The organism is Pikeienuella piscinae (genome assembly GCF_011044155.1).
In the GTDB taxonomy this organism is placed as follows: Bacteria; Pseudomonadota; Alphaproteobacteria; order Rhodobacterales; family Rhodobacteraceae; genus Pikeienuella; species Pikeienuella piscinae.
The window spans coordinates 1,112,389-1,136,813 of sequence record NZ_CP049056.1 but is presented as its reverse complement, the minus strand read 5'-3'; the positions used below and the strand labels follow the sequence as shown (position 1 = coordinate 1,136,813).

General features: G+C 65.5%; 23 protein-coding genes and 1 pseudogene. 18 read left to right on the top strand and 6 right to left on the bottom strand.

The features are described from left to right. The first annotated feature begins 13 nt into the window (after window positions 1-13). The 4 genes from G5B40_RS05435 to G5B40_RS05420 are packed head-to-tail and all read left to right on the top strand — an operon-like array spanning window position 14 to window position 3,998. Complete coding sequence (locus G5B40_RS05435) at window positions 14-1,015, top strand: TRAP transporter substrate-binding protein (RefSeq protein WP_165096011.1); 1,002 nt, start codon at window positions 14-16, stop codon at window positions 1,013-1,015. Between the two features lie 7 nt (window positions 1,016-1,022). Then, the gene (locus G5B40_RS05430; RefSeq protein WP_165096009.1) at window positions 1,023-1,523 is read left to right on the top strand and encodes a TRAP transporter small permease; all 501 of its coding nucleotides are present in this window, start codon (window positions 1,023-1,025) and stop codon (window positions 1,521-1,523) included. After that, the gene (locus tag G5B40_RS05425; RefSeq protein WP_165096007.1) at window positions 1,517-2,794 is read left to right on the top strand and encodes a TRAP transporter large permease; all 1,278 of its coding nucleotides are present in this window, start codon (window positions 1,517-1,519) and stop codon (window positions 2,792-2,794) included. The genes G5B40_RS05430 and G5B40_RS05425 overlap by 7 nt, the downstream gene beginning before the upstream one ends. A 16-nt stretch (window positions 2,795-2,810) precedes the next feature. Beyond that, window positions 2,811-3,998 carry a CaiB/BaiF CoA transferase family protein gene (locus G5B40_RS05420; RefSeq protein WP_165096005.1) on the top strand — a complete coding sequence of 396 codons (1,188 nt, stop codon included), beginning with the start codon at window positions 2,811-2,813 and terminating at the stop codon, window positions 3,996-3,998. 271 nt (window positions 3,999-4,269) lie between these two features. On the opposite strand, the pseudogene G5B40_RS21130 reads toward G5B40_RS05420, so the two are convergent. Next, window positions 4,270-4,440 (bottom strand): annotated as a pseudogene (locus G5B40_RS21130) (IS5/IS1182 family transposase); the annotation flags it as partial. 203 nt (window positions 4,441-4,643) lie between these two features. Further along, the gene (locus tag G5B40_RS05415) at window positions 4,644-5,249 is read right to left on the bottom strand and encodes a TetR/AcrR family transcriptional regulator (protein WP_165096003.1); all 606 of its coding nucleotides are present in this window, start codon (window positions 5,247-5,249) and stop codon (window positions 4,644-4,646) included. Window positions 5,250-5,441: 192 nt separating this feature from the next. On the opposite strand from G5B40_RS05415, the gene G5B40_RS05410 reads away from it, so the two are divergent. After that, on the top strand, window positions 5,442-6,131 hold the full coding sequence (locus G5B40_RS05410) for a glutathione S-transferase family protein (protein WP_165096001.1): 690 nt from the start codon (window positions 5,442-5,444) through the stop codon (window positions 6,129-6,131). A 90-nt stretch (window positions 6,132-6,221) separates the two neighbouring features. Beyond that, entirely contained in the window at window positions 6,222-7,403 is a 1,182-nt protein-coding gene (locus G5B40_RS05405; RefSeq protein ID WP_165095999.1) for an RsmB/NOP family class I SAM-dependent RNA methyltransferase, read from the top strand. Between the two features lie 27 nt (window positions 7,404-7,430). Here the strand turns inward: G5B40_RS05405 and G5B40_RS05400 are convergent, their stop codons facing one another. After that, window positions 7,431-7,826 carry a VOC family protein gene (locus G5B40_RS05400; protein WP_165095996.1) on the bottom strand — a complete coding sequence of 132 codons (396 nt, stop codon included), beginning with the start codon at window positions 7,824-7,826 and terminating at the stop codon, window positions 7,431-7,433. 246 nt (window positions 7,827-8,072) lie between these two features. Between G5B40_RS05400 and G5B40_RS05395 the strand changes: the two genes are divergently transcribed. From G5B40_RS05395 to G5B40_RS05380, 4 genes are all read left to right on the top strand, one after another. Continuing rightward, a complete protein-coding gene (locus tag G5B40_RS05395) occupies window positions 8,073-10,463 on the top strand; it encodes a hybrid sensor histidine kinase/response regulator (protein ID WP_165095993.1) in 2,391 nt (796 codons plus the stop codon). Between the two features lie 113 nt (window positions 10,464-10,576). Next, window positions 10,577-11,659 (top strand): recombinase RecA, encoded by a 1,083-nt coding sequence (gene recA / locus G5B40_RS05390; RefSeq protein ID WP_165095991.1) that lies wholly within the window; start codon window positions 10,577-10,579, stop codon window positions 11,657-11,659. Between the two features lie 328 nt (window positions 11,660-11,987). Beyond that, window positions 11,988-14,654 carry an alanine--tRNA ligase gene (gene alaS / locus G5B40_RS05385; protein ID WP_165095989.1) on the top strand — a complete coding sequence of 889 codons (2,667 nt, stop codon included), beginning with the start codon at window positions 11,988-11,990 and terminating at the stop codon, window positions 14,652-14,654. Then, window positions 14,651-14,938 (top strand): DUF1330 domain-containing protein, encoded by a 288-nt coding sequence (locus G5B40_RS05380; RefSeq protein WP_165095986.1) that lies wholly within the window; start codon window positions 14,651-14,653, stop codon window positions 14,936-14,938. The genes alaS and G5B40_RS05380 overlap by 4 nt, the downstream gene beginning before the upstream one ends. Window positions 14,939-14,954: 16 nt before the next feature. Here G5B40_RS05380 and G5B40_RS05375 read toward each other — a convergent pair whose 3' ends face one another. Together G5B40_RS05375 and G5B40_RS05370 are read right to left on the bottom strand one after the other, a co-directional pair. Then, the gene (locus G5B40_RS05375) at window positions 14,955-15,716 is read right to left on the bottom strand and encodes an MBL fold metallo-hydrolase (protein ID WP_165095984.1); all 762 of its coding nucleotides are present in this window, start codon (window positions 15,714-15,716) and stop codon (window positions 14,955-14,957) included. 119 nt (window positions 15,717-15,835) lie between these two features. Next, window positions 15,836-16,252, bottom strand: a complete 417-nt coding sequence (locus tag G5B40_RS05370) for an Lrp/AsnC family transcriptional regulator (RefSeq protein WP_343040875.1) — start codon at window positions 16,250-16,252, stop codon at window positions 15,836-15,838. A 156-nt stretch (window positions 16,253-16,408) separates the two neighbouring features. Between G5B40_RS05370 and G5B40_RS21125 the strand changes: the two genes are divergently transcribed. Then, window positions 16,409-16,621, top strand: a complete 213-nt coding sequence (locus tag G5B40_RS21125) for a DUF6356 family protein (protein WP_165095978.1) — start codon at window positions 16,409-16,411, stop codon at window positions 16,619-16,621. An 18-nt stretch (window positions 16,622-16,639) separates the two neighbouring features. Beyond that, complete coding sequence (locus G5B40_RS05360; RefSeq protein ID WP_165095976.1) at window positions 16,640-17,413, top strand: class II glutamine amidotransferase; 774 nt, start codon at window positions 16,640-16,642, stop codon at window positions 17,411-17,413. A 5-nt stretch (window positions 17,414-17,418) separates the two neighbouring features. Here the strand turns inward: G5B40_RS05360 and G5B40_RS05355 are convergent, their stop codons facing one another. Further along, window positions 17,419-18,093 carry a 5-formyltetrahydrofolate cyclo-ligase gene (locus G5B40_RS05355; protein WP_165095974.1) on the bottom strand — a complete coding sequence of 225 codons (675 nt, stop codon included), beginning with the start codon at window positions 18,091-18,093 and terminating at the stop codon, window positions 17,419-17,421. A 174-nt stretch (window positions 18,094-18,267) separates the two neighbouring features. Here G5B40_RS05355 and argC point away from each other — a divergent pair, with 174 nt between their 5' ends. The 6 genes from argC (at window position 18,268) to G5B40_RS05325 (ending at window position 24,187) form a co-directional block, all read left to right on the top strand. Then, the gene (gene argC, locus G5B40_RS05350; RefSeq protein WP_165095972.1) at window positions 18,268-19,302 is read left to right on the top strand and encodes an N-acetyl-gamma-glutamyl-phosphate reductase; all 1,035 of its coding nucleotides are present in this window, start codon (window positions 18,268-18,270) and stop codon (window positions 19,300-19,302) included. Continuing rightward, window positions 19,299-20,189 (top strand): YihY/virulence factor BrkB family protein, encoded by an 891-nt coding sequence (locus G5B40_RS05345; RefSeq protein ID WP_165095970.1) that lies wholly within the window; start codon window positions 19,299-19,301, stop codon window positions 20,187-20,189. Before argC ends, G5B40_RS05345 begins: the two co-directional genes overlap by 4 nt. A 28-nt stretch (window positions 20,190-20,217) precedes the next feature. Further along, window positions 20,218-20,622: a cytochrome c maturation protein CcmE gene (locus tag G5B40_RS05340; protein WP_211907416.1), complete on the top strand. Its 405-nt coding sequence runs from the start codon at window positions 20,218-20,220 to the stop codon at window positions 20,620-20,622. Beyond that, complete coding sequence (locus tag G5B40_RS05335) at window positions 20,619-21,491, top strand: PhzF family phenazine biosynthesis protein (protein WP_246209714.1); 873 nt, start codon at window positions 20,619-20,621, stop codon at window positions 21,489-21,491. Before G5B40_RS05340 ends, G5B40_RS05335 begins: the two co-directional genes overlap by 4 nt. A gap of 240 nt (window positions 21,492-21,731) precedes the next feature. Beyond that, entirely contained in the window at window positions 21,732-23,729 is a 1,998-nt protein-coding gene (locus tag G5B40_RS05330) for a heme lyase CcmF/NrfE family subunit (protein WP_165095968.1), read from the top strand. 5 nt (window positions 23,730-23,734) lie between these two features. After that, complete coding sequence (locus G5B40_RS05325; protein WP_165095966.1) at window positions 23,735-24,187, top strand: cytochrome c-type biogenesis protein; 453 nt, start codon at window positions 23,735-23,737, stop codon at window positions 24,185-24,187. Window positions 24,188-24,425: the final 238 nt, after the last annotated feature.

The window sequence follows — 24,425 nt, the reverse complement described above, 5'->3', positions numbered from 1 at the left end:
GGAGAAACTCACGATGAACAAGATGCTATCAACGCTGTTCGGTGCCGGCGCGCTGACCTTCGCGGCGCTCTCGCAGCCGTCGGCGGCGGCGGACATGACCTTGCGAATGGGCACCTTCGCCACCGCATCGAGCCCCTGGGGCCAGGCGATGCGCGCCTTCTCGGAGATCGTCGAGGAGAAGACCGAAGGGCGGATCGAGATTTCGGTCTATACCGACGGGCAGATTGGCGGGATGCAGCAGTTGTTGACCGGCATGCAACTCGGCACCATCGACATGGCCTATTTCGATGTCACCGTCGCCTCCTTCCTGAAGGGCGCCGATTCGATCAAGGTCGCCATCGTTCCCTATCTCTTCAATTCGAAGGCGGATGCGGCCAAGGTCCTCAACTCCGACCTCTTTCAGGACATCTACCAGGAGATCGCGGCGAATACCGGCGTGCGCATCTTCGCCGCCTACGGCGACCGGTCCCCTCGCGCGATCCAGACCACCAAGGGCCCGATCGTGACGCCCGAAGATCTGAAGGGCATGAAGATGCGCGTCCCGGGAATCGACGTCTATGAGCATACCTTCGAGACGCTCGGCACCCAGATCACGCCGCTCGGCATGACCGAAATCTACAATGCGCTGAGCCGCGGCATCGTGGATGGTCAGGACAACGGTTTCGAGCTGGCGGTCCCGCCGAAATTCCACGAGGTTGCGAAATACTGGTCGGCGACGGATCACGTTTACGGCGTCACCGGCTGGTTCATCTCCGATCAGGTCTGGGGTCGCCTGAGTCCGGAGGACCAGGCGATCTTCCTCGATGCCGCGAAAGAGGCCGGGCAGGTGTCGACCGACGCCACGAATGAGCTGGACGCGAACGGGCTCAAACTGCTCCAGGAGGCCGGCGTCACCTATACGGTGCCTGACCGGGATGCGTTCCGCGCCGCTCTCGCGGATGTCTACAAGGAATTCGAGGGCAAGATCTGGCCGGAGGGGCTGGTCGAGAAAATCAGGGCGATGCAGGCTGACTAGCCCTGCGATGATCCGGCTCCACCTTGTCTTGAAGCGCGTCGAGTCAGGCCTCGCCTGGCTCGTTCGCGGCGCCACGATCCTCCTGATGGCGACCATCCTGATCTTCACGATCGGCTCGGCCAGCGACCGTTACATATACGACACCTCGTTCAACGCGCATGATCAGATCGCGCAGCTCGCGCTCGTCTGGCTGACCTTTCTCGGCTTCATGCTGGCGCTCCGCGCGCGCACCAATATCCGCGTGGATCTGATCGACGGGGTGCTCTCGCCGCGTGGCCTGAGGGTGAGAAACATCGCTGGCGATCTTGTCGCCATCGGCCTCTTTTGCGTCATTCAATGGAAGGTCTGGCGCCTGGTGGAGGTCGGAGCCGGACAGGTCATCATGGGCACGCCCTTTTCCTCCGCCCTCACCTTCCTGGCCATCGCGGTGGGGACGGCGTACGGCATTCTCGTCATCGCTCTCCGGCTGACGCATACCGTCGTTCATTGGAGAGACAGCGAATGCTGACCCTTGTCTTCGTGCTGTTTCTCTTCGCCGTTCTGGCGGGGTTCGATGTCGGCCTGTCGATGATCGGCGCGGCGGCGGTCGGCATGATCCTGCATCCTGGCAATCCCGTCGATCTGATCATGGTGGCGCTGACCGCGACCAATTCCGTCAATGAATCAACGCTGGTGACCATTCCGCTCTTCGTGCTGGCGGCGGAGATCATGAACCATGGCGGGCTGACGAAACGGCTCGTCGAATGGGCGCTTTCGATGATCGGCCATGTCCGGGGATCGCTAAGCCAGGTGTCGATCATCTCGAACCTGATCATGGCCGGCGTTTCGGGCTCGGCCGTGGCCGACGCCGCCGCGACCGGGGGCCTCCTGGTGCCGGCGATGAAGAAGGAAGGCTACCCCGACGGATACGCTGGCGCGGTTGTCGCGGCCGGCGCGATGCTCGGCCCGATCATTCCGCCCTCGATTCCGATGATCATCTACGCGGTGATCGCCAATGTCTCCGTTCTCAAGCTCTTCATGGCCGGGATCGTGCCGGGCCTGTTGCTCGCGGGCGGCTATATGGCGATCTGCTATCTGATCGCGCGCCGGAACAATTATCCTTCGCGTCCGCGGCAAACCTGGCGCGTGGTGCTCGCCACCACGCAGTATTCGATCTTCGCTCTCGGAATGCCGCTGATCATAATCCTCGGCATGCGCTTTGGTCTCGTCACCGATATCGAGGCGTCCGCCGTGGCCGCGCTCTACGCGCTGCTGGTTTCGATCTTCGTCTACCGGTCGATAGGCGGGCGTCAACTGATGCGGGTCTTCTATCTCGCATCGCGCTCCGCGGCGGCGGTTCTGTTCCTGCTGGCGGCGGCGGGGCCGTTCGGCTGGTTGCTGGCGGAGGCGAAAATCAACGACGCCATCGCAGCGGGCATTCTGGCGCTGACCGCCGATCCCCTGATCGGGCTCTTGCTCATCAATGTCGTCCTGTTGCTGATCGGTTGTTTTCTGGAGCCGCTGCCGGCGCTGGTGATCTTCGTGCCGTCGCTGCTGCCCGCCGGCGCCGCGCTCGGCGTTGATCCGGTGCACCTGGGGCTCGTCATGGTGCTCAACCTGATGATCGGCATGCTGACGCCGCCTATCGGGCTCTTGCTGTTTGTAGTGGCCGGAATCGGTTCGATCCCGATCACGCGGGTGATCAGGGCGATCTTCCCGTTTCTCCTCTGGTCTCTCGCGGTGTTGCTGCTGGTGACGTTCTTCCCCGCGATCGTTCTCTGGCTGCCGAACTATGTGTGAAGACAAGGAGTTCTCGATGACCAAAGGACCGTTGAGCGGGATACGGGTTGTGGATCTGACCCGGATTCTTGCGGGCCCGTTCAGCACGCAGTTGCTCGGCGATCTCGGCGCCGAAGTCATCAAGGTCGAAACGCCCGGCCAGGGCGACCCGATCCGCGGGCAGGGCGGCATGCGGGACGGGTTCAGCTACTATTTCGCCGGATTCAACCGCAACAAGCAGTCCATCACCCTCAACCTGCGCACGGATCAGGGCATGGCCGCGCTGCGGCGGCTCATAGCGACGGCGGACGTTCTGGTGGAGAACTACCGCCCGACGGTGCTCGAGGATATGGGGCTCGGTTTCGAGGCGTTGAAGAAGATCAAGTCCGACATCATCGTCTGCTCGATTTCGGGTTATGGAAAAACCGGCCCTTACCGCGACCGCCCCTCCTTCGACTTCATCGCCCAGGCGATGAGCGGCTTCATGAGCTCCACCGGATTTCCGGACCGGGAGCCGCTGCGGGCCGGATTGCCGATTTCTGACCTCGTCGCCGGGCTCTATGGAGCGCTTGCCATTTCGTCGGCCCTCGTCCGGCGGGAACGCACCGGAAAGCCGGAGCAGATCGATGTCGCGCTCGTCGATTCCATCCTGAGCTTCGCGAGCTATTTCGGGGCGGCCTATTTCGCGACCGGCGAGCAGATGGGTCGATGCGGCAACGATCACCCTGTCGTCGCGCCCTATGGTCTCTTCCACGCTTCGGACGGCGCCGTCGCGATCGCGCCCAGCAACGACCAGATCTACAAACGACTGATCGACGCGTTGGACCTGAACGAGGCGATGGACTCGCCTGACTTCGCCACGAACGAGATGAGAATGAAAAATCGCGACAGGGTGAACGCGCTGATCAACGAAAGGATATCTCAGAGGCCCCGCGCGGAATGGGTGGAACGCTTGAATGCGGCCGGCGTCCCATGCGGTCTGGTCATGACCTATCCGGAAGCGTTCGAGGACCCGCAGATCCGCGCGCGGGAGATGGTTCTCAAGGTGGAGCATCCCGGCCATGGCCCCGTCGAAATGATCGGATTTCCAATGAAGTTGACGGAGGCGCAATGCGAACTCCGATTGCCGGCGCCCGAATTGGGCGCGGACACCTCGGACGTGCTGGCAAGCCTGGGCTATAGCGCCGACGAGATCTCCGAACTGCGAAACATGAAAGTGGTTTGAGCCGACGGGACGGCCCGCCCGTCGTCAGCGCCCTTGGGATCCGAACCGGATTCTGGTCCAGTCGCCGCGCGGCGTCGGCGGCTGGTTTGACTTGGTCCGCATTCGGCGCTCAGGTTCAAGTCTTTCAATCTGCGAGAATGGCTTGTCATGTCGCAGCCCTTTCCATAGGCGGTGTCCGCATTTCTTGTTGATAAGCGTCTCCCCGAAAATCGGACAGTGGCGGAAGCTACGATCTGACGTTTGCTGGTCTCTAAGAGCCTGATTCAAAAGTTCATGCGCCGTGGCGGTATCTTGCGAGGCGTATGGTCATGAGTCTGATGCTTGCGATCCAGGTCCAGTCGTTCAAGCTTTCTAGCGATTTCTCCCAAACCTTCGCGGGGCGACGGCGCCTGCCGAGCCATGCGAAGATGTGCTCGGGGACCCATCGACGGGGCAGATTTTCAAGTCTGCTTATTGAAGTTGTGGAGGTTCTCGAGCGCGAATCGTGGCCGTCAATTCAGCCGTTCACGAGCGTGGATCTGGGACCCGAGGGCGATCGGCTGATTCCGGCTGATGCAGCGAAGTAAGAAAACCGAATGAATACAATGTGCTTCAACAGATTCACGGCCATGTGCATGACGTGCAGGTCGCCCGCGAGAGCCCGAATTACCGGATAGGTTGAGGCGGCGCGCCGACGAGCGGCAGCGCGCTGAGCGCAGTTCGCGCCACGTCCGCCATGGTTTCACGGTCGTCGAGCGCCTTGTGCATGAGGTTCAGGCTCTGCGCGACGGCGGTGTAGAACCGGGCGAGGGCGCGCGGGTCGGCGTCCGCCGCCAGGCGCCCATTCGCCCGCGCCTTTTCGAATGCGCTCTCCAGCGCCCGCTCCATCGCGCGAAGCCGCGCGGCGGCAAACCGCTCCGCGGCGGGGGCGCCCGCGGCGGCGACGCAGGTGTTGGTGACGAGGCAACCGGGCGGCGTCTCCGTCCGCTCGATGCGCCCGACGAGTTCCGCCAAGAGAGCATTCACCCCGGCGCCGATATCCGCGGCTTCCAGATGACGCAGCAGCGGGGCGCTAACTGTCTCCGCGTAACGCTCCAGCGCGGCGAGAAAGAGCGCCTCCTTGTCGCCGAAGGCGTTGTAGAGCGAGCCGCGGCCGAGCCCGGTCGCGGCCTCCAGGTCCTGGATCGAGGCGCAATCGTACCCCTTTCGCCAGAAGAGCGCGGCGGCGGCGTCGAGCGCCGCGTCGCGGTCGAAACGGATCACACCGACCATTCGCCGCTCACATATGTTTTATCGCGCGTCTTCATCATTGACTGGTCGTTACATAATGAGCATTGCTCGCCGCGTCGGGCCAAGTTTACGGACGAACCAGGCTGCTGACGAGCCCCGGCCGGAGACCGGCGCGATCTCCCGACGCGCGACGCCATCGCCGCGCGCGCCCTGCAACAGACTGGAGCCCCGGAAATGATCAAGTTTTACTATCACCCCTCCCCGAACCCACTGAAAGTCGCGCTGTTTCTAGAAGAGGCGGGGCTCGATTACGAGACCGTGCCGGTCGACACGCGCAAGGGTGAGCAGCACGCTCCGGATTTTCTGAAGATCAATCCCAACGCCAAGACCCCGGCGATGACAGACGGCGACACGGCGCTCTTCGACAGCAACGCGATTCTGATCTACCTCGCGGAGAAAACCGGGAAATTCCTTCCCGTCAGCGGCGACGAAAACCGCGCGCAGCTGCTTTCGTGGCTGATGTTCGTGGCGACCGGGATCGGGCCCTATTCCGGGCAATGCGTGCATTTCACCCATTTCGCGCCGGAACCGAAGGCGTATGCGGTCAATCGCTACAGCTTCGAGGCGGAGCGGCACTGGGGCATTCTTGACGCCCATCTCGCGGATCGGGAGTGGATGGTCGGCGGCGCATACACGATCGCCGACATGTCGGTCTGGGGCTGGGCGCGGGCGGTTCCGTTCATCATTGGCGACGGCGCGTGGGAGAAGTTCCCCAATGTCAAACGCCATCTCGATGCGATCAACGCCCGGCCCGCCGCCGTGCGCGCCGAGGGATTGAAGACGAGGTTCGAATTCAAGCAGGATTTCGACGATGCGGCGAAGGCGGCGATGTTCCCGCAGAACGAGCGGCTCGCCACCGTCTGAGCCGGGCTTGAGCTTCGCCGCCGTCCGGCCGAGAAAGGGTGGGGCGGTGGCGGAGAGTGCGATGTCTTGCGGATCGAAGGATGGGGCGCAATGACGCCCGCCGCGCGCGCCGAAGCGGCGATCGGACTGCTCGATGCGTGGCTTGCGGGTGAAAACCGCGCCGAGCCGCTGCTGCGCGCCTGGGGCCGCGCGAACCGCTACGCGGGATCGAAGGACCGGCGCGCGGTCGCGGATATCGTCTACGAAGGGTTGCGACGGCGTCGCTCGCTTGGCTGGATGAGCGGGGCGGCCGGGGGGCGCGGGATCGTTCACGGGCTGGCGCTGGTGGAAGGCTGGCCGCTCGACGAAATATTCTCCGGCGCGCGCTATGCGCCGGCGCCGCTGGCGGCAGCGGAGAGGGAAGGGCGGCGGGACGCGCCACCGGACCCGGTGCGTTTCGATCATCCGGACTGGTTGGAGGGCCCGCTGAAAGCGAGTCTCGGCGCGCGCTACGCACCTTCAATGGTGGCGCTGGGCGCGCGCGCGCCCGTTGATCTTCGCGTCAATCGCTTGAAGTGCGATCGGGCCGGGGCGCTCGCCGCGCTGGCGGAGGACGGCGTGGAGGCGGCGCCGCTCGACCTCGCAGATGCGCTCCGCTGCGCGCCCGGAGCGCCGGTCGCACGGAGCCGGGCCTATCTCGACGGCCTCATCGAGCTGCAGGACGCCGCGAGCCAGGAAGCCGCCGCTTTCGGCGCCGCCGCGCCGGGCGAGTGGGTTCTCGATTTCTGCGCCGGGGGCGGGGGCAAGACGCTGGCCTTCGCGGCGCTGATGGGCGGAAACGGCAGGGTGATCGCGCATGACGCCGCGCCAGGGCGGATGCGCGACCTGCCGCCGCGCGCCAAGCGGGCCGGCGCAACGGTGGAGCTTGCGGATCGCCAGCTTCTTGAGGAGCTGAAAGGGGCTTGCGATCTCGTCTTCGTCGACGCCCCCTGTTCGGGGGCGGGAACCTGGCGGCGCGATCCCGAGACGAAATGGAGGCTTACTCCCGAAGGCCTGGAGGCGCGGATCAGCGAGCAACGCGCGGCCTTCTCCGCCGCTCTCGACTGCATGAAGCCCGGCGGGCGCATCGTATACGCAACCTGCTCGATCATCGGCGCAGAGACTGGGGATCAGGCGCGCTTCCTCGCCGCCGCGCACGGGCTCTTTCTGGAATCGGAGATGACGCGGCTGCCGGGCGAAGGCGCCAATGGCGGCGCTGACGGGTTCTACGCGGCGCGACTCAGGCGAGGATGAATGCCATGACTGCGGATTCGCGCCGAGTCACGGGTAGACGGCGACCTCGATGAGATTGCGGTCCGGGTCGTAGAAATAGACCGAGGTCATCGGCCCCAGCGCGCCGATCTGTTCGACCGGTCCATTGGCGATTTCGACGGCGCATTTTTCCAGATGCGCCACGACTTCGGCGATCGGCGCTCGGGTGACGAAGCAGAGATCGAGCGAGCCGGGCGTATCGTTCTCGACACTCCACCAGTTCGGCGATCCGGCCGGCCTCACGTTGAACTTCTGCTCTCCGAATCTGAGTGCGATGTGCCGGTCCTCGCCGTAGGCGAAATCATCCCGCTCCATGCCGAGCACGCGCTCGTACCAGGTGACTGTGGCTTCGACGTTGCTGCAATTGAGCACGACGTGGTCGATTCGGTCGACTGCGAAGCTCATCCTTGGTCTTCCCCCGCGTTGAACGCCGCAGCCCTCCGAGGTCGGCGTCGAGATGGCGCCGCATTCGCCGCGTAAAGTCCAGACAAAGGCGTCTCCACGCGCCGATAGGGCTCAATTTTCCGGCCATAATGACGCGTCGAAACGATGGTGTCGCGTCCATAGGGTTCCGGATGGTGGGAAATTAACTTCGTATTAATGCTTTGGGCGGCATAGATCCCTGAGATTATTCAATTTTGGGTGACATCCATGTCCGCAGCGGAAATTGAGCCGGCCGGTTCCGGCGCGGCGGCGCCGGCGCTGGCGTTGGGCGCGCTGGCGTTGTGCGGCGTGGGTGCGTTCCTTCTTTTCGGCGGAAAATTCGTTTCGGGGACTGATAGCGCGCTTGTTCACGGGTTGGGAGCTGCGCTCGGCCTTGGCGCGGCGTCGCTCGCGGCGGCGGCGATCCTGACTTGCCGACGCCGCCGCCCGGCGGAGACAGGGTTCATCGCGTTACACATGTGTTCCGCGGCCCCGGCGGCGCTTAGCGACGGCGAGGGCCGCCTGCTTCTGAGCAACTCCGCTTTCAACGAAGCGGCGCGATCCGGCGCGCGATCCGGCCGGGCGGTCGGGGTCGCGCTTGGCGAGTTGATCGGCGACGCTGCGGCGGGGGGCGCGCTCGCCTATCGGTTGGCGAACGGCGCGCTCCGCGACGGCGCGGCGCTGGAGCGTTGGCCGCGCGCCGAAGGCGGCGCGGTCGCGGTGAGGGCGGAACGGGTCGGACCGCGGATGCATGGCGAAGGGCCGCGTCGGTTGGTCTGGACGCTCGTGAACACGCCGGCGCCGGCCGCCACCGGCCATATGGGCGCGCGCTACGGTTATGCGCGGCGGGGCGCGAGCGGCGCGATCCTCGCGGCGAACGAGGCGTTTAACGCGATGCCGGAGGCGGCGCGCGCCGCCGCGCTCGAGGCGTTCGAGGCGGCGCGCGCGGACGAGCGGCTCTATGCGGAGGCGGAACTCGCCGGCGTCGGGCGCGCGTTGATCGCCGGCCTGGCGGAAGCGGGCGGCGCGACGGAACTCCTGATCTTTCCGGCGGCGACGCTGTCGGGGACGCGCGATTCGCTATTCGAGGACGCGCCGGTCGCGCTGGCGCTGCTTCGAGCGGATGGCGCGATTGAGGCGGTTAACGCGGCGGCGGCGGCGCTGCTCGGTCCCGAGGCGGGGCCAGGCGCGCATTTCGCCGATCTGGTCGAAGGGCTGGGGCGGCCCATCGGAGCCCGTATCGCCGAGGCGGTTTCAGGTCTCGGCGCTGGTCGCGCCGACCTCGCCCGGGCCTCGCGGCGCGATCGCGACCTCTATCTTCAGATCGCGATGAAGCCGGTGGCGGCGGCAGAGACGGACGGCGCGATTCTCGCGGTGATTTCGGACGCGACCGACATGGAGGCGAAGGAACGCCAGTTCGTCCAGTCTCAGAAGATGCAGGCGGTCGGGCAACTCGCCGGCGGCGTGGCGCATGACTTCAACAATCTTCTCACCGCCATCCTCGGCCACTGCGATCTCTTGAGCATGCGCCGCGACGAGACGGATCCGGATTTCAGCGATCTCACGCAGATCCGTCAGAACGCCAATCGCGCGGCGGCGCTGGTGCGGCAGCTTCTGGCGTTTTCGCGACAGCAGAAGCTCGATCCACAGGCCTGTCAGCTTACAGACGTGCTTGGCGAGCTCAGCCATCTGCTCAACCGGCTGATCGGCGAGCGCGTGACCCTCGACGTCGCCTGCGACGAAACGCTGTGGCCAGTCTGGATCGACCAGCAGCAGTTCGAACAGGTCATCCTGAATCTGGTGGTCAACGCGCGCGATGCGATGCCCGATGGCGGCCAGGTGCGACTCATCTGTCGTAATGAAACGCTGCGAGAGGAACTGAAACGAGACCGGGCCGTGGCGCCGGTCGGCGATTACGTCCGTATCGAGATCGCAGATGAGGGCGCGGGAATGAGCGACGAGACGCGCGCGAAGGTCTTCGAGCCATTTTTCACCACCAAGCGGCCGGGCGAAGGCACCGGACTGGGACTTTCGACCGCATATGGCATCGTCAAGCAGACCGGCGGCTTTATCTTCGTCGACAGCGCGCTCGGGAAGGGCACCGTGTTCACGCTGCTGATTCCGCGCCTCGTCGGAGAAGCGGACGCGCCGGCCGGACGCCCGCGCGCGGTCGAGGCGCTCGACCTCACCGGCGCCGGGCGCATCCTGCTGGTCGAGGACGAGGCGCCTGTTCGGGCGTTCGTCGGCCGCGCGCTTCGTCTGCGCGGTTACGACGTGCTAGAGGCCGAGCACGCCGAGGCGGCGCTCGCGCTGCTCGAGGACGGCGGGCTTCGCGTCGATCTGGTGATCTCCGATGTCGTGATGCCGGGGCTTGACGGGCCCGCATGGGTGCGCGAGGCGCGCTGCGCCCGGCCGGATGTTCCGGTGATCTTCACCTCCGGCTATTCTGGCGACATGTTCCGCAAGGGTATGACGGAGCTGGAGAATTGCAGCTTCCTGGCGAAACCCTTTTCGCTCGAGGACCTGGGCGCGGCGGTGAAGACGCGTTTGCCGGCGCCTTCGATGGAAAGAGCGCCGCCGCCGGGGCGCGATTTCGCGCCGCTGGCCGGAACGGCGTGAAACGGAGGCGGCGAGAAAAGAATATTCCCAATTTGTTCCGAATGATATAGAACATTAAGTGAACACGCGAGCGATCTCCGCCGCGTCGGTTGCACTGGGAAAAGGAATCCGCAATGTCGCAGACCATACTGGAGCTGGCGGGGAGACGGGAAATGGACAAGACGAAGGCGCTCGAATCGGCCCTGGCCCAGATCGAGAGAAGTTTCGGCAAGGGCTCGATCATGAAGCTCGGCCAGAAGGGCGCGGTGATGGACGTCACCGTGATCTCGACCGGCTCGCTCGGGCTCGACATCGCGCTCGGCGTCGGCGGGTTGCCGAAGGGGCGGGTCATCGAGATCTACGGGCCGGAAAGCTCCGGCAAGACCACGCTGGCGCTGCATGTGATCGCCGAGGAACAGAAGAAGGGCGGCGTTTGCGCTTTCGTAGACGCCGAACATGCGCTCGACCCGGGTTACGCGCGCAAGCTCGGCGTCGATGTCGACGAGTTGCTGATCTCGCAGCCAGACGCGGGCGAGCAGGCGCTGGAGATCACTGATACGCTGGTGCGCTCCGGCGCGGTCTCCGTTGTGGTGGTCGATTCGGTGGCGGCGCTGACGCCGCGCTCCGAGCTTGAGGGCGACATGGGGGACTCCTCGGTCGGCGTCCATGCGCGGCTGATGAGCCAGGCGATGAGGAAGCTCACCGGCTCGATCTCGCGCTCCGGCTGCATGGTGATCTTCATCAACCAGATTCGCATGAAGATCGGCGTGATGTTCGGCAGCCCGGAGACGACGACCGGCGGCAACGCGCTGAAGTTCTATTCCTCTGTCCGGCTCGACATCCGCCGCATCGGCGCCATCAAGGACCGCGACGAGGTGGTCGGCAACGCAACCCGGGTGAAGGTGGTGAAGAACAAGGTGGCGCCGCCCTTCCGACAGGTCGAATTCGACATCATGTACGGCGCCGGCATCTCCAAGACCGGCGAGTTGATCGACCTCGGGGTGAAGGCCGGGGTGGTGGAGAAGTCCGGCTCGTGGTTCTCTTACGGAGATGAACGGATCGGCCAGGGGCGCGAGAACGCCAAGCAGTTCCTGAAGGACAATCCCGACATCGCCAGCGCGATCGAGGCGCGGATTCGCAGCGAGCACGGGCTTGACCTCACGATGCCGAAGGGCGACCCGGACTCCGCCGAGGGCGAGGACGTTCTGGAAGCCTGACGCCGCCAGACCGGGACGGTCTTCTGGCGTCGCCGTGAGCTTCCGGCGGTCGGTGACCGAGCAGGCGCCGCGCCACGTTCGGCGCTCTTGGCGAGGTTCGGCGCGCGGCGTGCTCGGAAGTCGAACTTCGTCGCGACGTCGCCTGATCGCAGCCGGCGGACCCTGTCGGCGCGCCGCGGGCGGAACCTGACCGGGGGTGAAACGGTGTTCGCGGCGCTTCCCCTCCATTCGGCTCTGTAGACAGGCGTTCTTGCGGCCGGTATGAACCCCATCCTGTTCAGAGATGCGGGCGGCCCGCGCGCGCCGCTGAAGGAGCGAACGCAGCAACATGGCCAGCCTCAACGAAATCCGATCGACCTTCTTCGACTATTTCGTGAAGAACGGCCACACTTGGGTGGAAAGTTCCCCGCTCGTGCCGCGCAACGACCCGACGTTGATGTTCACCAACGCCGGCATGGTCCAGTTCAAGAACGTTTTCACTGGACTGGAGACGCGGGACTATTCGCGCGCGGTAACCAGTCAGAAATGCGTTCGCGCTGGCGGCAAGCATAATGACCTCGACAATGTCGGCTACACCGCGCGCCATCATACCTTCTTCGAGATGCTCGGAAATTTCTCCTTCGGGGATTACTTCAAGGCCGATGCGATTCCGCTGGCCTGGAATCTTCTGACGAAGGAGTTCGGGCTGCCGGCGGACAAGCTTCTCGTCACCGTCTATCACGATGACGAAGAGGCGGCGTCGATCTGGAAGAAACACGCCGGCCTTGGCGATGACCGGATCATTCGCATCGCCACCGCCGACAATTTCTGGTCGATGGGCGCGACCGGTCCCTGCGGACCTTGTTCGGAGATTTTCTACGATCACGGCGATCACATTCCAGGCGGCCCGCCCGGCAGCCCGGACGAGGATGGCGACCGTTTCGTCGAGATCTGGAACCTCGTCTTCATGCAATACGAGAGCCATGAGGACGGCTCGCGCACCAATCTGCCGAAACCGTCGATCGACACCGGCATGGGGCTGGAGCGGATCGGCGCCGTCCTGCAGGGCAAGCACGACAATTACGACACCGACCTGATGCGCAGCCTCATCGAAGCGTCGGCGGCGGCTTCGGGGACCGATCCGGACGCACCTGAGACACGGATCCATCACAGGGTCATCGCGGACCATCTGCGCTCCACCAGTTTCCTGATCGCCGATGGCGTGCTGCCTTCGAACGAAGGGCGGGGCTATGTTCTGCGGCGGATCATGCGGCGGGCGATGCGGCATGCGCATCTTCTCGGGGTCGAGGCGCCGCTGATGCACCGGCTGGTTCCGGCGCTGGTCCGGCAGATGGGCCAGGCGTTCCCTGAGCTTGGGCGCGCCGAACCGATGATCGAGGAGACCCTTGCGCTTGAGGAGAAGAGGTTCCGCAACACTCTGGAGCGGGGCCTTCACCTTCTGGACGAGGCGCTGGAGGCGCTGCCTGACGGTGCGGCGCTGCCTGGCGAAACCGCGTTTCGGCTCTACGACACATACGGGTTTCCGCTCGATCTGACGGAGGATGCGCTGCGCGAAAAGGGCCGCGCGGTGGATGTCGGAGGGTTCGACGCCGCGATGGCGGCGCAAAAGGCGAAGGCGCGCGCCGCGTGGGCGGGCTCGGGCGAAGCCGCCGATGCGGCGATCTGGTTCGACATCGCGCAGGAGCAGGGCGCGACCGAATTTCTTGGCTATGAGACCGAGACCGCCGAGGGCCAGGTTCGGGCGCTTGTGAAGGACGGTGCGGGGGTTGACGCGCTGAAGGCGGGCGAGAGCGGCGCGGTAGTGCTGAACCAGACGCCGTTCTACGCCGAAAGCGGCGGTCAGGTCGGCGATAGCGGGTTCATCCGCACGGATGCGGGCGTCGCGAGGGTCACGGATGTGAAGAAGATGCAAGGCGTCTTCGCGCATATGGTCGAAGTGACGGATGGCGAAATCAGCGTCGCCGCGGCGGCGGAACTGAAAGTCGATCACGACCGCCGCAGCGCCATCCGCGCCAATCACTCCGCCACCCATCTGATGCATGAGGCGCTGCGTAGCCATCTCGGCGCTCACGTGGCGCAGCGCGGCTCGCTCAACGCCGAGGAGCGTCTGCGCTTTGATTTCTCGCATTCGAAAGCGATGAGCCCGGCGGAGATTGAAGCGGTCGAGCGAGAGGTCAACGCCTATATCCGCCAGAATTCGCCAGTGACGACCCGATTGATGACGCCGGACGAGGCGCGCGCGCTCGGCGCGCAGGCGCTTTTTGGCGAAAAATACGGCGACGAGGTGCGCGTCGTCTCCATGGGCGTGCGACCGGAGGGGGAAGCGGGACCAGCCGGCTCCATCTATTCGATGGAGCTTTGCGGGGGCACCCACGTGAAGGCGACCGGAGAGATCGGGCTCTTTGTGGTGACCTCGGAAGCTGCGTCCTCCGCCGGCGTGCGGCGGATCGAGGCGCTGACGGGCGAGGCGGCGCGCGCGCATCTGGCCGGGCGGGCGGAGGCGCTGGCGGAGGCGGCGCTGACGCTGAAAACCCGGCCTGAGGATGTCGCGGGGCGGGCGAAGGCGCTGCTCGACGAGCGGAAGCTCTTGCAGGCCGAACTCGCAGATCTTCGCCGGCAGGTCGCGTTGGGCGGCGGTGGGGCGAAAGGGCCGGAGGAGCGCGTCGTCGGTGGCGTCGCCTTCGTCGCGGAAGCGCTGAGCGGCGTGTCGCCAAAGGATCTGCGCGGCATGATCGACGAGATTAAGGCGCGCCTCGATTCCGGCGTCGTCCTGCTGATCGCGGACGCAGGCGGCAAGGCTGCGGCGGCCTGCGGGGTGACCGAAGACCTGACGGGCCGGCTGTCGGCGGTCGATCTAGTTCGGGCGGCGGCGGAGGCGCTCGGCGGAAAGGGAGGGGGCGGGCGCGCGGACATGGCGCAGGCGGGCGGCGCGGACGCCTCGAAGGCGCCCGAGGCCATCGCCGCCGTGGAGAGATTGCTGGAGAGTGCGAAATGAAAGCCTACTGGATCGCGCATGTCGAAGTTACCGACGCCGAGACCTACGGAAAATACGCCGCGATCGCGACTGAGGCGATCGCGGCGCATGGCGGCGAGTTCCTCGCGCGCTCGGGCCGGTACCGTCAGCTCGAAGGGAAAGACCGCGCTCGCAATGTCGTCGCGGTCTTTCCGAGCTTCGAGGCCGCCTGCGCCTGCTATGACAGCCCACGCTACCAGGAGGCGGTGGCGTTCGCCAAGCGCTCATCTACGCGCGACCTGGTCGTAGTCGAGGGCGCCGAGTAAGGCTGGCGGCGCGTCGTCAGCCGTACCAGTTTCCCATCTTCACCTCGGCCGCGTCGCCGACCAGGTCCGCGAATTCCGTCGGGTCCTGCGTGCCGCCGTCGCGCCCGCGATAATGGTAGGGATAGACATAGGTCGGCTTGAATTCGGCGACAGCGGAGGCGGCGGCCTTCACGTCCATCGTGAAAGGCAGGTTCATGCATACGAAGGCGAGGTCGATCCCTTCGAGGGCGCGCATCTCCGGGATGTCTTCGGTATCGCCGGAGATATAGACGGTGAGGCCGTCGAAGCCGAGCACATAGCCGTTGTCGCGCCCCTCGGGATGAAATTTCAGCCGCTCCGGCGTCGTGTTGTGGGCGGGGATTGCGCGGATGCTCAGGTCGTTGAAATCTGCTTCTTCGCCATTCGCGATGGCCTTCGCGCGGGCTTTCAAGGCCTCGGGGAGCATTCCGTGCACGGCGGGGTTCGTGATGAGCCGGGTGTCGTCGCCGGTGAGCGCCGTGAGCGTCTCGGCGTTGAAATGGTCGCCATGCTCGTGAGTGATGAGGATGAGATCCGGCGCGGGAAGGTCGGCGTATTGGGCGGCTTCGCCGACCGGGTCCGAATAGATTACGCCGACCGGGGTCTCCATCACGAATGAAGCGTGCGCGATGGGATGGACGATCACGTCGCCACCGGTGGCGCCAAAAGCGTCGCCTGCGGCGCGGCCAGCGAAGGGGAGCACCGTGACGCCCGCTGCGGCGGCGGTGACGGCGGCGAATTGGCGTCGGGTCAGCGGCATCGGAAACCTCATCCTGGTGTTTCTGGGAGGGTGATCCTAACAGGCGCGGCGCACTCGGTGGAGTCCGATCACGTTGTCGGGCGCTGACGAGGCTGTGAACGCTTCGGCTGCGCCCGGATTCAGACCGTCAGCGCCGTCGTCTCCTTGATCTCTTCCATCACGAAGCTCGCCGAGACGTCGGCCATGGGGATGCGACGGATCAGGCGCTGGTAGAGCGCGTCGTAATCGGCGATGTCGGCCACGCGGGCGCGGATCAGATAGTCCAACTCGCCCGTCATTCGATAGACGCCGATGATTTCTTCCATTTCGCGTGTCGCTTTCGCGAAACGCTCCAGCCAGTCTGCCTCGTGCGCGCTGGTGCGCACGGCGATGAAAACCTGCAGCGTGCGCCCGACAGCCTCGGGCGCGACAAGCGCGACCCGGGCGCGGATCACGCCGGTTTCCTCTAACCGCTTGACGCGCCGCCAGACAGCGTTGCGCGACAGGCCGATCCGTTCCCCCAACGTCTCCAACGGTAGAGCGCAGTCACGCTGCATCTGGCGCAGGATTTTTCGATCCAGTTCATCGAATTCCACCATAAGTCCGTTTATATGTGAAAAATTCTCACCTTCAAGCGAAACTGCCTGAATATTGGGAAGAACGCCCGGCCGATGCGCCCCATATTGCCGGCAGGATAATGAACGGAGTCCGCCATGGATCGCATCACCACGCTCTTCACCGCCCATCCCGCATCCGTCGATGAGAGCTTCGGCGAACATTTCCTGTTCGCCACCCGGTTCTCGGGACTTCTCTTCGCGGCGGCCGGCGCGGCGTTGGTTCATGCGATTCTGCCTTTTCTTTTCCAGAAGACCGCGAGCCAGATCGTTGCGAAGCTTTACGACCGGACGCATAATCGCGGCGCGTGACAGCCTGATGGGGGCGCGATGTGCAGATGGGCGGCCTATATCGGCGATCCGATATATCTTGAAGACATCGTCACCGCGCCAGGCCAGTCACTGATCAGCCAGTCGCTGCGCGCCACCGAATCGAAGACCGAGACCAATGGCGACGGGTTCGGGCTGGCCTGGTACGGCGAGCGCGAGGAACCGGGCTGTTACCATGACGTTCTGCCGGCCTGGGCGGACGGCAATCTCCGCTCGCTGGCGCACCAGGTGCGCTCGAAGCTCTTTCTCGCGCATGTCCGCGCGGCGACCGGCACCTCGACCAGCCGCACCAATTGCCACCCGTTCTCGGCGGGAAAGTGGAGCTTCATGCATAACGGTCAGGCCGGGGGCTATGCGCAGTTTCGCCGCCGGGTCGATATGAGCATAAATGAGCGCTGTTACGCTCACCGGAACGGGACCACGGATTCGGAGGCGATCTTTCTGATGGCGCTCGGCGCCGGGCTGGAGGAGGATCCGAAGGGCGCGCTGGAGCGGGCGACCGGGCTGATGGAGGCGATGAGCCGCGACACAGGCGTGACGCCGCATATGCGGATGACGGTGGCGATGTCGGATGGCGCGCGGCTTTTCTGCGCGCGCTACGCTTCGGATGAGTTCGCGCCGACGCTCTATCACCGGCGAATGGAGAGCGGGCGCGTCGTGGTGTCCGAACCACTAGACCGCGCGTTGAGCGACTGGGTGGCGATCCCGCCGGGCAGCTTCGCGACAATCACCGAGGGTGAGGTGAAGCTGGAAGAGTTCCGACCCGCCGCCTGATCCGGCTAGAACGCCCGCCCGGTTTCGGTGATGATCTCGTCCATCGGGATGTCATGCGGTTGCGGGTGGATCGTCGCAAGCGCCTGCCCGGAATAGCCGACGCCGAAGACGCGCGGTTTTTCCGCCATGCCCGCCAGCGTCCTGTCGTAGAAGCCGCCCCCGTACCCGAGCCGGTATCGGCCTGGGTCGAACCCGACGACGGGCGAGATGACGATATCGGGCGTGACCTCCGGCCCCTCGGCCGGGATCGGAATGTTCCAGACGCCGCGGGTCATCGCGCAGCCGGGTCGCCAGGGGCGAAAGACCAGCGGCGCGCCTTTCTCGATCACCACCGGCAGCGTGCAGACGCCGCCGCGCTCGATGAGCGTCTCCATCCACTGGCGCAGATCCGGCTCACCCCGGAACGGCCAGTAGAATCCGAAAACATGACCGGCCGGATCGCCGACCCGCTCATTCAGCGACGCGGCGATCTGTCTGCTGTGCCCCGCGCGGGTCTCCGCCGGGATGGCGAGGCGATAGTCGATCAGCTTCGCGCGTTCGCCCTTGCGCCAGCGCATTACGCCGGCACGCGCCGAGGTGGCGTCGAGGCCCATATAGGTCGGGTCGGCCTCCGACGCGGAACAAGGGGGAGAGGCGGGCGAGTTCCGCGATCCCTCGCCGTCATCGGTTGGAAGCGCCATCGTCTCCTCCATGCGTCCCGTCAACATATGTCGTGAGTCGAGCCTATGCCCGGTTATTCGCGTGACCGATGCGACAATTGCGCCCCGCGCGCTATCATCGGCAGACAACTGGAAAAACACGGTGCGTCGGTGTATCCGGACGACGCAACCCTTGAGCGAGCGAACAGATCCGTCATGACCACGACCCACAAAACCGCGATCCTCGGCGCCTCCGGCTATACCGGGGCGGAACTCGTTCGTTTGATTCACACGCACCCGGCGTTCGAGATCAGTGCGATGACCGCGGATCGCAAGGCCGGTCAGGCGATGGGCGCGGTGTTTCCGCATCTCGCGCATCTCGAGCTTCCGGTCCTTTCACGCATGGAAGAAGTCGACTGGACCGGGATCGACCTCGCATTCTGCGCGATGCCGCACGCGACGGCGCAGCAAGCCGTCATCAAGGTGCCGGAGCGGGTCAGGATCGTCGATCTTTCCGCCGATTTTCGTCTGCGCGACATCGACGCCTACGCCAAATGGTACGGGCATGAACATCTGGCGCCGGAGCTGCAGAAAATCGCGGTTTACGGCGCGCCGGAATTCTACCGGGAAGAGATGCGGACCGCGCGGCTGATCGCGGGCACCGGCTGTTTCGCGATCAGCGCGCTCTTGCCGTTGGTGCCGTTGCTGGAGGCGGGCGTGATCGACCCGGATCATATCATCATCGATTCCAAGACCGGAATCACCGGGGCGGGACGCGCGCCTTCCGAGCGCAAGCTCTTCTCGGAAGTGACGGAGGGGGTGGACGCCTATAACATCGCGAAGCACAGGCACACTGCGGAATTCGATCAGGAACTCTCGAAGGCCGCGGGCCGCGCTGTTGTGGCGAGCTTCACGCCGCATCTCCTGCCGATGAATCGCGGCATCCTCGCGACGATCTACGTTCATGGCGAGGCCGACGCGGCGCACGAGGCGCTGGCGCGGCGTTACGCTGACGAGCCCTTCGTCGATGTTCTGCCGCTCGGCGCCCCGGCGCCGGAGACGCGGCATGTGCGGGGCTCGAACCTCGCGCGGATCGGCGTGACGGCGGACCGTCAGAAGGGCCGGACCATCATCGTCTCGGCGCTCGACAACCTGGTGAAGGGCGCCTCCGGTCAGGCGATACAATGCGCCAATATCGCGCTTGGCCTGCCGGAGACGATGGGGCTGGAGGCGGCCCCGCTCTTTCCGTGACGGATGAGGCGCGGTCAGACGGAACCCGCGCCGATGGCGGCGTCCTCGGCGCCCTTCGCTTCACCTGGCGCATTTACGAGCGGTTCGAGGGGCATGACGGCTCGGCGATGGCGGGGTATGTCGCGTTCTCGGCGTTTCTCTCGCTCTTTCCGTTCATGATATTCTTCTTCACGCTCGCCGGAATCCTGCTTGGGCCTGAGGACAGCCGCGCTGCGTTAGATGCGCTCTTCGATCTCGCGCCCGAACATATCGCCAGGACGCTGGTGCCGGTGATGGACGAGGTGCTCGGCCAACGACGCGGCGGGCTGCTGACGATCTCCGCGCTCGGCGGCGTCTGGGTCGCGTCGAACGCGGTCGAGGCGATCCGGGTGGCCTTCGATCGGGCGTACGAATCCCCCAATCCGCGCGGATTCTTCCGCCGCCGCCTCATCGCGCTCGCATTCGTGCTTCTGGCCGCGCTGACATTCACCGTGCTCGGGGTTCTCATCATTCTCGCGCCGCTCGGTTTCCGGCTGGCGAGGGAGTATCTGGGTTTCGAGGTGCCGATCGGCGTCGCCTACCTGCGCTATGCGTTCGGCCTCGTCACCTTCGCCGGCTTCCTCTACGCGCTCAATCGCGTGCTGCCGAGCCGTTCGCCGAAGTCGCGAAACGTCTGGCCGGGGATCGTCGTGACGACGGCGCTCTGGGTCGCGGGAGCGTCCGGCTTTTCCATCTATCTGGCCTATGCGCCGAGTTATACGATGACATACGGCGCCTTCGCCGGCGTGATCGTGACGCTGCTGTTCTTTTATCTGACCAGCGCGATGCTCATATTCGGGGCTGAGGTGAACGCAGCGCTGATGGCCCGGCGCGGCGATGTCGGAAGTCAGACGGAAGAGGTGGTTTGATATGGCGATGACCCGCAGGAGCCGCCGCATGGCGCTGATCGGCGTCGGGGCCGGGCTGATGGCCGCCGCGGCGGTTCTGGTCTCCGTCGCCTTCAAGGATACGATCGCGTTCTTCGTGACCCCGACCGAACTCGCGGCCGCGCCGCGCGGACCGGACGAGCGGCTCCGGATCGGCGGCATGGTGGTCGAAGGCTCGCTTCAGAAGGGTGTGGTCAATCATTTCCGCCTCACCGATTTCGAGACCGAGGTTGAGGTGCGTTTCGAGGGTGTGCTTCCCGATCTGATCAAGCCCGGGCAGGGCGCGGTCGCGGACGGGCGGATGGTCGATGGCGTATTCGTCGCCTCCGAAGTGCTGGCCAAGCATGATGAGAAATACATGCCGGCCGAGATCGAGGAGCGGGTGATGAAGGCGAAAGAGAAGGTGGGATCTTGAACGCTGTCTGGTGGATCGACGCTTTTACCGAAACTCGCTTCGGGGGCAATCCCTGCGCCGTGGTCTTCGACGCCGACGCCATTCCCGTGGAGGAGCGTATCGCCTTCACCCGTGAGACCGGGCTGGTGGAGTGCGCGTTTGTCGTCGCCTCGTCCAAGGCCGATTTCGGCGCGCGTTACTACATGCCGACGGGCGAGATCCCGCTCGCCGGTCATCCGACCGTCGCGACCGTGACGGCGTTGATCGCCGCCGGGCGCGTCGGCGCGCCCGCGTCGTTCACGCTGGAGGTCGGGGCCGGGGTCATGCCGATCGCGGTGACGGCTCGCGATGGCCGGCCGCCGCTCGTGACCATGACGCAGCCCGCGCCGGTTTTTGGGCGGCGCTACGAGCCGAACGAGGTCGCCGCGCTTTTCGGGTTGCGTGGGATCGATATCGTCGGAACGCCCCAGACGGTCTCCACCGGGACGCCTTTCCTGATCACGCGGCTCGGCTCGGTTGCCGCGCTGCGGGGGGCGCGGCTCGATGCAGAAGCGCTGGCCGCGTTCAAGGCGGCGCATGACGCGGATTTCATGGAGCCGTTTCTCTGCGTCACCAGGGGCGCGACCGGGGCGGGCGACACATTCGCCCGGCTTCCGCTGCCGCCGCCATTTCCGCCCGAAGACCCGTTCACCGGCTCGGCTACCGGATGCATGGCGGCCTGGCTCTATTCTCAGGGGTGGATCACGCGGCGCTTCATCGCGGAACAGGGCCACGATCTCGGCCGGCCCGGCAGCGCGGAGGTGGAGCTGATCGGCACTTCGGCGGCGATCGAGGGCGTGAAGGTCGGCGGATCAGGTGTGGTGGTGATCCGGGGCGAGATTGAATTCTGAGCGCGCGCCGGATTTCGCTGCGGCGGGCGGCCATTTCGCGATCGAAGGGAACGGCGCGCGCCAGCGCATTTAGCGCGCGGACCGCCATCAGCGAGGGAGAGTCCGCGCTGATGGCTGATGGGTGACGAACGCTCACGAAGATGCGCTGATGCGGCGCGGTCGGACGCATTGCCGTCCTCCGCCCGATCTCTATGCTGGTGGCGCTGACAACAGCGGGAAGCAATCGCGGAGCGCGCCGTCATGATCGCCGAGCTTGGCCATTTCGCCGTCATCACGGCCTTTCTTCTCGCCATCCTGCAGGCGAGCGCGCCGCTGGTCGGCGCGCAAAAGGGTTGGATCGACTGGATGCGCATCGCGTCGCCGGTCGCGCTACTGCAGTTCGCCGCGCTCGCTCTCGCCTTTGCGGCGTTGACGTATTCCTTCGTGATCTCCGATTTCTCGGTTCGTGTCGTCGCCTCCAACTCGAACTCGCAAATCCCGCTCCTCTACAAACTCGCCGGCGTCTGGGGGAATCACGAGGGTTCGATGCTGCTCTGGGTGCTGATCCTCGCGCTCTTCGGCGCGATGGTCGCGGCGTTCGGCGGCAACCTGCCGCCGGGGCTGAAGGCGCGGGCGCTGGCGGTGCAGGGGATGATCGGCGCGGCCTTCCTCGGCTTCATCCTCTTCACCTCGAACCCGTTCTGGCGGCTTTTCCCGGCGCCGCTGGACGGGCAGGATCTGAACCCGCTCCTGCAGGACCCTGGGCTCGCCTTTCATCCGCCGTTTCTCTATCTCGGCTATGTCGGGCTTTCGATGAGCTACTCCTTCGCCATCGCGGCGCTGATCGAGGGGCGGGTCGACGCCGCCTGGGCGCGCTGGGTCCGGCCCTGGACGCTGCTCGCCTGGATCTCGCTGACTATCGGCATCGCGCTCGGCTCCTGGTGGGCGTATTATGAGCTTGGCTGGGGCGGCTGGTGGTTCTGGGACCCGGTGGAGAACGCCAGCTTCATGCCATGGCTGATTGCGGCGGCGCTGCTGCATTCCGCCATCGTGGTGGAGAAGCGCGCGACGCTGAAGAGCTGGACGATCCTGCTCTCGATCTTCGCGTTTTCGCTCTCGCTGATCGGCACGTTCATCGTGCGCTCCGGCGTCATCACCTCGGTCCACGCGTTCGCCTCCGACCCCACGCGGGGGGTGTTCATTCTGGGTATGCTGGTCGTCGCCATCGGCGGCGGGCTGTTGCTCTACGCCTGGCGGGCGCCGAAGATGCGGGCTGAGGGCGTCTTCGCCCCGGTTAGCCGCGAAGGCGGGCTGATCCTCAACAATCTCCTGCTCTCCGTCGCCTGCGCGGTGGTGTTCGTCGGGACGCTCGCACCTCTCTTCCGCGAGATGATCGATGGCGCGAAAATCTCTGTCGGCGCGCCGTTCTTCGACCGATCCTTCACACCTTTCATGGTGCTTCTCGCGCTGGTTCTGCCGCTCGGGGCGCTGCTGCCGTGGAAGCGCGGGGATCTCGGCAAGACATGGCGCAAGGTGATGGCCGGCGCGCTCTCGGCGTTCCTGATCGGGGCGTTGATCTGGGCTCTGCAGACCGGGCGCTCGGTGTTTGCGCCGATCGGCCTGGCGCTCGCCTCGTGGGTTGTCCTTGGCGTGGCCGCCGAACTGGCAGATCGATCGAAAGCCGGGCGCGCGCCGCTCGCGGAAACGCTGCGCCGGCTTCGCAACCTGCCCCGCGCCGACTGGGGGAAATCGCTGGCGCATACCGGGTTCGGCCTGACCATTTTCGGTATTTCCGCCGTCACCGCCTGGCAGGTCGAGGATATCCGCCTCGCGACGCCGGGCGATGTGATCGAGCTGGGCGGCTACGAGATCGTTTTCGACGGGGTGCGCGCGCATCAGGGGCCGAACTATCAGGCCGATATCGCGCGGTTCACGGTCTTGAAGAACGGTCGCGAAGTGACGCGCGTTTTCCCTGAGAAACGCTTCTACCCCGTGCAGCAGACCCCGACGACCGAAGCGGGGATCGACAGCGGCCTTGCTCGCGACATTTATGTCGTGCTTGGCGACCCGTCCGAAGGCGGCGCGAAATGGGCTGTTCGCTCTTACGTCAAACCCTTCGCCAACTGGATCTGGCTCGGCGCCATCGTGATGGCGCTTGGTGGCCTCGTCAGCCTGACCGACCGGCGCTATCGCGTCGGCGCTGTGGCGCGGCGGACGCGCCGCGCCGTCGCGGCGCCAGCGGCGACGCCGGCGGAGTAGCGGCGATGCGCTGGTTCATCCTCGCCCTCGGGCTGTTGGCGGCGGCGCCTGCGGCGGCGGTCCAGCCGGACGAGATGCTCGACGATCCGGCCCTGGAGGCGCGAGCGCGGCATATCTCGAAGGACCTGCGCTGCCTCGTCTGCCGGAACGAGAATATCGACGATAGCGGCGCCGGGCTGGCGAAGGATCTGCGGCTGCTGGTGCGGGAACGGATCTCCGCCGGCGACAGCGACGAGGAGACCGTCGCCTATATCGTGGACCGCTACGGCGAGTTCGTTCTGCTCAAACCGCGCATGTCGGGCGGCAATCTCGTGATCTGGCTCGCCGGGCCGGCGCTCCTGCTGGCCGGCGGCGTCGGCGCCGCGCTCTTCATCCGGCGCCAGCGCGGAGCGCCGGCGGCGCCGGCGGGACTGAGCGAAGAGGAAGCCGCGCGCCTGGCGGAGCTGACGCGCGAATGATGGGTTTTCGTAACTAGAGAAATGTCCGCCTTTTCAGTGAGTTGATTCGACATTCTCGATGCCTGTCTCATTTTGCGCCGCTGATTTTGCGCCAATATGAACCGGGCTTGCAGGCGTCCGCGCCCGACAAAACCGGCGTGGACGGATTCAGTCAATTCGCGCAGAGGCTTGCCCGCCGACGCAGAAATACGGCCTTGCTGGCGCCCGTCTTGCACAGCCTGATTTGCGGATACCGAGC